Raw genomic sequence first — 10,000 nt, forward strand, 5'->3', positions numbered from 1 at the left:
CCGCCGGGTGCGGCGGAATGGGCGGCGCCCAGCCGCTCGCCGTGACGCTGAACGGCGGCGCCGTGCTGATCATCGACGTCGATGAGACCCGCCTGCGCAGGCGTGCAGCCAAGCGCTACCTCGACGTCGTCGCCGCGGACCTGGAGGACGGCCTCGCGCAGGTGCTCGAGGCGAAGCGCGAGAAGCGGGCCCTGTCCGTCGGCGTCGTCGGAAACGCGGCCGAGATCCTGCCGGCGCTGCTGGAACGGCAGCGGAACGGCGAGTTCAGCATCGACATCGTCACGGATCAGACGTCCGCCCATGATCCACTGAGTTACCTCCCCGAGGGGATCGGCGTGGACGAATGGGAGCGGGAGGCCTCCGGAGACCCGGACGGCTTCACCAAGAAGGCCCAGGCGTCCATGGCGCGGCACGTTGAAGCGATGGTGGGCTTCCAGGACGCAGGAGCCGAGGTCTTCGACTACGGCAACTCCATCCGGGACGAGGCACGCAAGGGCGGCTACGGGCGCGCCTTCGACTTCCCGGGCTTTGTTCCCGCCTACATCCGGCCGCTCTTCTGCGAAGGGCTGGGGCCGTTCCGGTGGGTTGCGCTCTCCGGTGATCCGGCAGACATCGCCGTCACCGACGCAGCGCTGAAGGAACTCTTCCCGGAGAACGACCACCTGCACCGCTGGCTCGACGCCGCCGGAGACCTCGTGGAGTTCGAGGGCCTCCCGGCACGCATCTGCTGGCTCGGCTACGGCGACCGCGCGAAGGCCGGCCTGCTCTTCAACCGCCTCGTCGCCGAGGGCAAGGTCTCCGCCCCGATCGTGATCGGCCGGGACCACCTCGACTCGGGCTCGGTGGCCTCGCCCTACCGGGAAACCGAGGCCATGGCCGACGGGTCCGACGCCATCGCCGACTGGCCGCTCCTGAACGCCATGCTCAACACGGCCTCCGGCGCCACCTGGGTCTCCATCCACCACGGCGGCGGAGTGGGCATCGGCCGGTCCATCCATGCCGGCCAGGTTTCAGTGGCCGACGGCACGGCCCTCGCCGCCGAGAAGCTCGAGCGGCTCCTGACCAATGATCCGGGGACCGGCGTCATGCGCCACGTCGACGCCGGGTACGAGCGCGCGCAGGAGGTGGCCCGTGAACGCGGGGTCCGGATTCCGATGCAGGACTGACCGGCCGGGCTCAGGCGTTCTGCCAGAGTCCCATCACGTTGCCCTCCGGGTCGCGGAAGTACGCGGCGAACCCCATGTCGCCGACCGGCAGCTTCTCACCGACACCAGAGCCGCCGAGCGACTCGATCTTCGCCAGAGTGTCCTCGATGTTCTCGACATCCAGGGTGATGATCGGGCCGGACAATGGACCGCCGTCCCGCCGGAACATACCGCCGTTGATGTAGCCGGGTTCGGTGGGACCCTGTTCGCCGGCCGGGCCGGTGGCCGCGGCGGTGTAGTCGAACTCGGGCATCTGCGACACCTCCCAGCCGAAGGCTTCGCGGTAGAACGCCCGGGCGCGGTCGCCGTCGTCAAAGGGAATCTCGAAATGTACAACACGTCCGCTCACAATGAACTCCTTCAGGTTGATGTCTTCAGCCGTGTGCTGGCGAGTCTAGGCCCGGCGGCCAGAAGTTGATAGGGGTAGAAGTGCATCCTCCACAGAACGTCCGGACACCGGAAGGAAAACCCTTGGACAGCGTCAGCAGCCTGCTTGGATCGATCGAGGACGTCGGACGGGACCCATCCCGGGGAGGTTACTCCCGCCCGGTCTTCTCCACCGCGGAGCTCGACCTGCGCTCCTGGTTCCAGCAGGAAGCCGGCCGGCGCGGCCTCGAGGTGGAAACTGACCGGAACGGGATCCTCTGGGCCTGGTGGGATACCGGCAGCGGCAACGAGGCGCACGACGGCGACAGCCGCCGGGGCGCGCTGGTCACCGGCAGCCACCTCGACTCCGTTCCCGGGGGAGGCGCGTTTGACGGTCCGCTCGGCGTCGCCTCCGCACTGGCCGCCGTCGACCTCCTGAAAGCCCGCGGCGTGACACCGCACCGGGCGCTCGCCGTCGCGGTGTTCCCCGAAGAGGAAGGTTCACGCTTCGGTGTGGCCTGCCTGGGCTCGCGGCTGCTGACCGGCGGCATTGACGCTGACGCCGCGCGCAACCTGAAGGACGCTGACGGCGTCACATTCGCCGAAGCGGCCCGCGCGCACGGGCTGGACCCGGCGCATCTGGGCAGGGATGACGAGGCACTCGGCCGGATCGGTGACTTCGTGGAGCTTCACGTCGAGCAGGGCCGCGGCCTGATCGACCTGGAGTCGCCCATCGCCGTCGGGACCTCGATCATCGGCCACGGTCGCTGGAAGCTGACCATCACCGGGCAGGGCAACCACGCCGGAACCACCCTCATGGAGGACCGCGCGGACCCCATGGTCGCCGCCGCCCAGGTTGTCCTGGCCATCCGCAAAACCGCCGCGGCCACGCCGGAGGCCCGCGCCACGGTCGGCCGTATCCAGCCGGTTCCCGGGGGCACCAACGTCATCGCCTCCCGGGTCGACCTCTGGATTGACGTCCGCCACCCCGACGATGCCACCACCGCCGCCCTCGTGGAAAGCATCCACGGGCAGGCCCAGAAGGCCGCCGCCTTCGAAGGGTGCACCGCTGCTCTCACGCAGGAATCCGTGAGCGGCACCGTCACATTCGACGCCGAACTCCAGCGCCAGCTGCAGCTCGCCCTCCCCGGCGCTCCCGCACTGCCCACCGGAGCAGGGCACGACGCCGGCATCCTCGCCGCGTACGGACCCTCCGCCATGCTGTACGTGCGCAACCCCACCGGCATCAGCCACTCTCCGGAGGAGCACGTGGAACCGGACGACGCCGACCTCGGTGCGGCTGCGCTCGCCGACGTCCTGGAGCGGCTGCTGTGAAGGCTCTGTGGTGCGAGCAGGCGTGGCTCGAGCCGGGCACCATTGCCGCCGGCGTCCGTGCCGAGGTTGACGACGGCGGCATCGTCCGCTCGGTGATGCCCGGCACTCCGGCGGAGCCGGGGGACCTGCGGCTGCCCGGCGTTGTGTTTCCTGCGGCAGCCAACGCGCACTCGCATGCCTTCCACCGGGCGCTGCGCGGGCGGACCCACTCCGGCACCGGCACCTTCTGGACCTGGCGGGAGGCGATGTACCAGGCGGCGGGAACACTGACCCCTGAGCTGTATGAGGAGCTCGCCACCGCGGTCTACACCGAGATGGTGACGGCAGGCTGGACCAGCGTCGCCGAATTCCACTACGTCCACCACCGGCCGGGGGGTGGCCCGTACGCCCCGCATGCCATGGAACTGGCGCTGGCCCGTGCCGCGGTGGCCGCCGGCATCCGGCTGACGCTGCTCGACACCTGCTACCTCTCGTCCGGGTTCGGCGCGCCCGTCCAGCCTGAACAGGCCCGCTTCAGCGACGGCGGCGCCGGCGCCTGGCTGACCCGGTGGAAGTCCCTGCGCGATGCGGTCGGCGCCCACTTCAGCGCCGCCCAGGTCACGGTCGGCGCAGCAGTGCACTCCGTGCGCGCGGTCGATGAACCCGGGCTCGCGTGTATTGCGCAGAACCTTCCGGCTGAGGTTCCGCTGCACATCCACCTCTCCGAGCAGCCCGCGGAGAACCATGACTGCCTCGCCGCGACGGGGCTTACCCCCACCGGCCTGCTGGCCCGCCACAACCTGCTCTCCGAACGGTTGACCGTAGTCCATGCCACGCACCTGACCGGGAAGGACATCGAACTCCTCGGACAGGCCGGCGTCACCGTCGCCATGTGCCCCACCACGGAAGCGGACCTCGCGGACGGGATCGGCCCGGCCCGCGCGCTCCGGGATGCCGGCGCCGTGGTGGCGCTGGGCACCGACCAGCACGCCGTCGTCGACCCCTGGCTTGAGATGCGGGCACTGGAACACGGCGAGCGGCTCGGCAGTGGAGAACGCGGTCGTTTTTCGCCCGCAGCCCTGGTGCAGGCAGCGTCGGCCGGCGGTTCCCGGGCGCAGGGCCGCGCAGCAGCGGGGCTGCAGCCGGGCCTGGTCTGCGACCTGGTGGCGCTGGACCCGGCCACTGCGCGCACCGCCGGGTCGGATCCCGGCCAGCTCCCACTGACGGCCACGGCGCAGGATGTCACCGCCGTCGTCGTCGGCGGGGAAGTCCTCGCCCGCAATGGGCGGCATACGCGGCTGGGGGATCCGGGCACGCTGCTGGCCGCGGCCATCGCCCGGCTGGGTGAGGCAGCACATCTGCGAAGGGCGGAATCATGACCGATCCAGCAACGCTGATCACCAACATCGGTGAGCTGATGACGCAGGACGCCGAGCACCGGGTACTTCGTGACGCCGCCATTGTCCTGGAGGGTGAGCGGATCACCTGGATCGGCACTGCCCGGAACGCCCCTGCCGCAGATTCCCGGTACGACGCCGGCGGCCGCGCCTGCCTGCCGGGCTGGGTGGACAGCCATACGCATCTGGTTTTCGCCGGTGACCGGACGGCCGAGTTCGAGGCACGGATGGCGGGGGAGTCCTACGCTGCCGGCGGGATCTCCGTCACCGTGGAGGCCACCCGGCGGGCCTCGGATGAGGAATTGGGTGAGCTGGTGGCGGCGCGTGCGGCGGAGGCAGCGGCGTCGGGCACCACCTGCCTCGAAACGAAGACAGGCTACGGGCTCGATGTGGCGGAGGAAGCCCGGCATGCCCGGATCGCGGCCGCGACGGCTGACGAGGTGACGTTCCTGGGTGCGCACCTCGTGCCGCATGGCTGGGCCGCCGACGACTACGTGCGGCTGGTCACCGGCCCCATGCTCGAGGCCGTCCGCCCCTGGGTTGGCTGGGCCGACGTCTTCTGCGAAACGGGCGCGTTCACTCCCGACCAGAGCCGCGAGGTGCTCCGGGCGTGCCGGAATGCCGGCCTGGGCCTGCGGGTACACGGCAATCAGCTCGGACCGGGGGAGGGGGTGCGGCTCGCCGTGGAGGAGGGCGCCGCCAGTGTGGACCACGTCAACCACCTCACCTCCGCTGACATCGATGCGCTCGCAGGTTCCTGGTCCGGGTGGCGCTCCGGCAGCCCCGGCACCGGTCTTCGCGGCACCGGTCTTCGTGGCACCGTCGCGACGTGCCTGCCCGCGTGCGACCTCTCGACCCGGCAGCCCCTCGCACCGGCGCGGCAGCTGCTGGACGCGGGTGTTCCGGTTGCGATCGCCTCGAACTGCAATCCCGGAACCTCCTACACCACGTCCATGGCGTTCTGCGTGGCGACGGCCGTGCTGCAGATGGGCCTGACCGTTCACGAGGCAGTCCGTGCCGCCACCTACGGCGGAGCACTTGCCCTCCACCGGGAGCAGTCGACCGACGACGGCGGTTCCCTTGCGGTGGGTTCCTCCGCCGCGGGTGCGTCTCCCAGCGGTCCGCTTGCTGCGGGTGCCCTCGCAGTGGGTTCCCTTGTGGTGGGACACCGGGCCGACCTGCAGCTGCTCGACGCGCCCTCCGCCACCCACCTCGCGTACCGTCCGGGGATGGAGCTGACGCACGCCGTCTGGCGTCGCGGGCGCCGCCTCCGTTGAAGTTTTTGTCGCCGTTCTGCTGCTAAGACCGCGTCTTAGGCGCAGAACGGCGACAAAAACTTCCGGTGGAAGGGGAGTGCGGGCTTTGGCGGGGGCGGCGCCGGTACGGCACCATGAAGGCATGCCAACCGCGGAAACCAGCCAGTCGTCGTCGTTGTCTCCCACCGCGGGCCGGAAGAGGATCAAAGCAGAAATCCTCATAGTCCTCGGCCTGTCCCTGGGTCAGGCGGGGGTCTACGCGGTGGTCGAGCTGATCGACAAGCTGACCCGCGCGCCGCTGTCCGCGCAGACCACCCGGCTGAACCCTGTGCTGGATGATCGCCAGTACTTTGATCTCACGTACCAGCTGCTGGGGATCTTTTTTGCACTGGTCCCGGTGGTGCTGGTGATCTTCCTGCTGACCGAGCCGGGAAGATCGGCGTTCCGGCGGATCGGGTTCACCTTCAGCAATCCCAAGTTGGATTTCGGCTTGGGAGTGGGGCTGGCGGCGCTCATTGGCGTGGGAACGCTCGGTGTGTACGCGGCCGGCCGAGCGCTGGGGGTGACGACGGCGATCATCCCGACGGCGCTCGATTCCTACTGGTGGACCGTCCCGGTGCTGGTGCTCTCGGCGCTCCGCCATGCCGTGCTCGAAGAAGTGATTGTGGTGGGCTACCTTTTCGAGCGTTTGCGCGAACTGGGCTGGTCGGTGCCCGCCATCATTGTGGCCTCAGCGCTGCTGCGGGGGAGCTACCACCTGTACCAGGGCATCGGTCCGTTCGTCGGGAACGTGATCATGGGCCTGATTTTCGGCTATGCCTACACGCGTACCAGGCGGGTCATGCCGCTGGTGGTGGCGCACGCACTGCTCGACATCGCCGGTTTTGTGGGCTTTGCCCTCTTTGGGTCCGCCATCGGGATCGGGAACTAGCAGGGTGTGCGAAGGCTCCGCCCCGAGGGGCAGAGCACTAGATGCGGACTGAGCCCTGCGGGGTCTCGAATGTGACGGACATGATTCCCGGGGTGCCGTTCGGTGCAATCCACTCCACCTCGACGTCGTCCAGCGGGTGGCTGACCGGGGTGCCGAGCCATTCGGTGACGCGTTCGGCGGAGCCTGCGATGGTGAGGGCGCTGAGCCGCACTGACGCGGGCCGTGCCTGTGACGGGTGGAGGGACTCCGTGCCGTCATCCCAGCGGATCATGTAGGGCACCTGGGGGTCTGCGATCAGGCCCTTGATGCCGATCTGCTGCCAGGTCAGTTCCTGGCCGTCCGGGAACTTGCGGTTCCCGGGAACGGCGCTGCGTCCCAGGCGTTCCTCGAACGGTGCGAGGTCGTCAACAGCGACACACCAGCCCATCCAGCCGCCGCCGGCCTCGGACCGGGCGCGCACGGCCTGGCCGAACGGGGCCTTGTCCGACGCGGGGTGGTCCAGCACCTCAACCACCTCGAGGTACTGGCCGTTGACCAGAGGGAAAATCATGTTCCGGGTACCGAATCGTGGGTGTACTCCACCCTTCACAAATTCGACTCCCAGAGCGTCAGAAATTCGTTCCGCAGTGGCAATCAGACCGTCGGGTTCGCAGGCATATGACACATGATCCAAGCGCATGGCCCCATCTTGGCACTTTGTGATCGGCGCCTCGACTTAGGGTTGCCTAAGTCACACTTGGTTGGCTTGAACGTCGAGGCGCAGCGCAGTCATCTACTCGGGTTTGGCATACGTCGCCGCACTCATGATCTCGTACCCAACAAACGTTTCGTCATTCTCAACCCACGCATCGTGGCCCGGAGGGATGGCGTAGGCCTCACCGGCGTGGATTGTGTGGCGGGTTCCGTCATCCAACTGAACTGTGAGGGTGCCGGCGGTGCAGAAGCCCAGGTGGTTGTTCTGGCAACTATCGGTGTGGACTACGGTTTTGACGGTCTCGGACCAGCGCCAGCCGGACTCGAAGGTGAACCTGCCGAGCTCGGTTCCGCCAATTTTTATGACGTCGACTTTTGTTCTGGGCGGACGGCGCTGCTCGTCCGGTTCATCAAAGGACTTTGACTCAAGGGTTGTGACGGTTACTGCAGGCATTTCGGGTCTCCTCAGCAAGGAGCGGTTAAAGCTGTTCCTCCGAAAGCATGACCGGTGCTCCGGGAATGCAGGCTTGGAAGCTTGCGACAACGTGCAATGGAGGGCTGACTGAACCAGCGGCCGAGAGTGTCAGAATGCTCTTCTTCCGAGGTGCTGTCAATGCGCCGCTGTCAGTGACTTCGGCAGCCGTCCCCGGCAATACAGCGAGACATCAGCACCCAAGTAAAACCCAAGGTCAGCATCGGATAGTTGGCGGACAGGGAGCCCGGTTCCGAGACCGCCGGACTTCCTGCCCGGGACGCCCACGGGCTGTCCCCCTTGAGTGGGGCCGCGCGTCACCCATAGGCGCCAGAGCGGCCCCACTCAAGCATTCCCGGACCCGGCCCCGCTCAGCGTCGGATGTTTCACCGCGAGTCACAATAGTTGCCGTTTGGCGCATCGGTCGGGTTTTCTTGTATGAGGTCACGAGTGACAGTGCGGCGGGTTTTGCCCGCCTTCAGCCCCGGCTTACTGTCCGGCAACCCTCCTACCGCGGTGGGGTGCCCCGGGTGACGACCCGGCCCCGCACGCCGCGTGCGGGAGCAAGCGCGAATCATGGAGGCGGCAGGTTTGGCAGGCATCACCACAGTGGAACCCGAGACGGAGTCTGTTGACGGCGTCGTCGTGCAGCGGCGTGCGATCGGCCCGGTGACGCTGGAGGCGGGCGGGCACCTGTCCGACGTCGTGCTTGCGTACGAGACCTGGGGCACGCTCAATGAAGACGCGTCCAACGCTGTGCTCGTGGAGCATGCGCTGACGGGCAGTTCCCACGTCGCCCGGGGAGAGTCAGGCGAAGACGGATGGTGGGACAGCCTGGTAGGCCCGGGCAGGACCATCGACACGGACCGCTTGTATGTCGTCTCCATCAATATGCTCGGCGGTTGCTACGGCTCCACGGGGCCCGCTTCGCTTGATCCTGAGGGCCGTCCCTGGGGATCCCGTTTCCCCTTTGTCACCATCCGCGATTCGGTCCGGACCGAGGCACTGCTCGCAGACCAGCTCGGTATCGCCGCCTGGCACTCGGTCATCGGCGGTTCGATGGGCGGCGCCCGCGCGCTCGAGTGGGCGGTGACGTACCCGGAGCGCGTTCAGCGGTGTGCGGTCATTGCCTGCGGTGCTGCGAGCACCGCCGAGCAGATCGCGTTTGCGCAGGCCCAGGTGCAGGCCATCCGGCTGGATCCGCAGTTCGCGGGGGGCGATTACTACGGAAGCCCGGGCCCGGAAGCCGGTCTCGGACTGGCACGGCGCATCGCACACATCACCTACCGCTCCGAAGCCGAGTTGTCCCACCGGTTCGGACGCGCGGCGCAGGGCATCGAGGAGCCCTTCGGATCTGCAGTGCCTGACGGACGCGGCCGATACCAGGTGGAAAGTTACCTCGATCATCAGGCGGACAAACTGGTTCGCCGGTTCGACGCCAATAGCTACGTGATCCTCACCGAAGCGCTGATGAGCCACGACGTCGCCCGTGACAGGGGCGGCCTCGCCGATGCGCTGGCGGACACCACCGCCCGCTTCTTCATTGCCGCCGTCGACTCCGACCGGCTCTACTGGCCTGCCCAGTCCCATGAGCTCGCCTCCGCGCTGCCGGGAAACGTCCCGGTGCATACGATCACCTCACCGATCGGCCACGATGCCTTCCTGACCGAAATCGCACAGCTGGAGCCTGCGCTGGTGGCTGCTTTCTATAACGACGACGACGGCAGGTAGCCTGCCCCTTCCACCTCGCCCGCGAATCCTTGAGATGGAACCGGGTGCTGGTTACCGTGTGTGCCATGTATCTGGAGAACATTGTCTTTGACGCGGTCGAGCCGCGACGGTTGGGCCGGTTCTGGGAGGCCGCGCTCGGCTGCGAGCGGCTGACCGATTCAGCTGACGGGTATGAGACCCGGCTGACCGTTGAAGGCGGCCCGGTGCTTGATTTGTGCTTCCAGCGTGTCCCCGATCTTCCCTTGTCGGAGGCCCGGCTCCACCTGGACCTTCACGGAGGCGCCGATCAGGCTGCGGAGACTGCCCGGCTGCTCGGACTGGGAGCGTCACATCTCGACATCGGCCAGGGTGATGTCCCCTGGGTTGTACTTGCCGATCCGGAGGGCAATCCCTTCTGTGTACTGAAGGACCGGGGAGCCTATGGCGATACCGGCCCAATAGCAGCGCTACCGCTCGATTCCGCAGACCCGGACCGTGACGCGGAGTTCTGGTCCTGGTTGACCGGATGGACTTCAGTGCAAGGAGAATTTCGTTCCCTGAGCCACCCATCGCGTGGGGGGCCAATTCTTGAGCTGTGTCCCGAGCCGGCTCCGAAGCGAACCGCGAAAAACCGGATCCACCTCGATATCCGGCTT

The 10,000-nt window shown here is 67.8% G+C and carries 10 protein-coding genes and 1 riboswitch (1 of these 11 only partly in view); of the genes, 7 read left to right on the plus strand and 3 right to left on the minus strand.

Annotated features, from left to right (window positions below; genetic code table 11):
• On the plus strand, positions 1–1,166 hold a 1,166-nt coding region (gene hutU / locus X803_RS19785; protein WP_084033722.1), incomplete at its 5' end, for a urocanate hydratase.
• 10 nt (positions 1,167–1,176) lie between these two features.
• Here the strand turns inward: hutU and X803_RS0112505 are convergent.
• Entirely contained in the window at positions 1,177–1,554 is a 378-nt protein-coding gene (locus X803_RS0112505; RefSeq protein WP_026545392.1) for a VOC family protein, read from the minus strand.
• Between the two features lie 122 nt (positions 1,555–1,676).
• On the opposite strand from X803_RS0112505, the gene X803_RS0112510 reads away from it, so the two are divergent.
• The 4 genes from X803_RS0112510 (at position 1,677) to X803_RS0112525 (ending at position 6,469) form a co-directional block, all read left to right on the plus strand.
• A complete protein-coding gene (locus X803_RS0112510; protein ID WP_026545393.1) occupies positions 1,677–2,906 on the plus strand; it encodes an allantoate amidohydrolase in 1,230 nt (409 codons plus the stop codon).
• Complete coding sequence (locus tag X803_RS19790) at positions 2,903–4,264, plus strand: formimidoylglutamate deiminase (protein WP_051470734.1); 1,362 nt, start codon at positions 2,903–2,905, stop codon at positions 4,262–4,264. The genes X803_RS0112510 and X803_RS19790 overlap by 4 nt, the downstream gene beginning before the upstream one ends.
• A complete protein-coding gene (locus X803_RS0112520; protein ID WP_035778929.1) occupies positions 4,261–5,559 on the plus strand; it encodes an amidohydrolase family protein in 1,299 nt (432 codons plus the stop codon). The genes X803_RS19790 and X803_RS0112520 overlap by 4 nt, the downstream gene beginning before the upstream one ends.
• A gap of 121 nt (positions 5,560–5,680) precedes the next feature.
• The gene (locus X803_RS0112525; RefSeq protein WP_035778931.1) at positions 5,681–6,469 is read left to right on the plus strand and encodes a CPBP family intramembrane glutamic endopeptidase; all 789 of its coding nucleotides are present in this window, start codon (positions 5,681–5,683) and stop codon (positions 6,467–6,469) included.
• Positions 6,470–6,506: 37 nt separating this feature from the next.
• Here X803_RS0112525 and X803_RS0112530 read toward each other — a convergent pair whose 3' ends face one another.
• Positions 6,507–7,148, minus strand: coding sequence for a VOC family protein (locus X803_RS0112530; RefSeq protein ID WP_026545396.1), 642 nt, complete (start codon positions 7,146–7,148; stop codon positions 6,507–6,509).
• A gap of 93 nt (positions 7,149–7,241) precedes the next feature.
• On the minus strand, positions 7,242–7,616 hold the full coding sequence (locus tag X803_RS0112535) for a cupin domain-containing protein (protein ID WP_026545397.1): 375 nt from the start codon (positions 7,614–7,616) through the stop codon (positions 7,242–7,244).
• Between the two features lie 460 nt (positions 7,617–8,076).
• Positions 8,077–8,210: riboswitch (SAM riboswitch) on the plus strand.
• A 24-nt stretch (positions 8,211–8,234) separates the two neighbouring features.
• Here X803_RS0112535 and X803_RS0112540 point away from each other — a divergent pair.
• Together X803_RS0112540 and X803_RS0112545 are read left to right on the plus strand one after the other, a co-directional pair.
• The gene (locus X803_RS0112540) at positions 8,235–9,365 is read left to right on the plus strand and encodes a homoserine O-acetyltransferase MetX (protein ID WP_253907471.1); all 1,131 of its coding nucleotides are present in this window, start codon (positions 8,235–8,237) and stop codon (positions 9,363–9,365) included.
• A 65-nt stretch (positions 9,366–9,430) separates the two neighbouring features.
• Positions 9,431–10,000: the 5' portion of a VOC family protein gene (locus X803_RS0112545; protein ID WP_026545399.1), read on the plus strand. The gene runs 147 nt beyond the window's last position; the window shows 570 of its 717 coding nt (coding positions 1–570); it begins with the start codon at positions 9,431–9,433; its stop codon lies beyond the right edge, outside the window.

It is taken from the genome of Arthrobacter sp. 35/47 (genome assembly GCF_000520475.1).
In the GTDB taxonomy this organism is placed as follows: domain Bacteria; phylum Actinomycetota; class Actinomycetes; order Actinomycetales; family Micrococcaceae; genus Arthrobacter_D; species Arthrobacter_D subterraneus.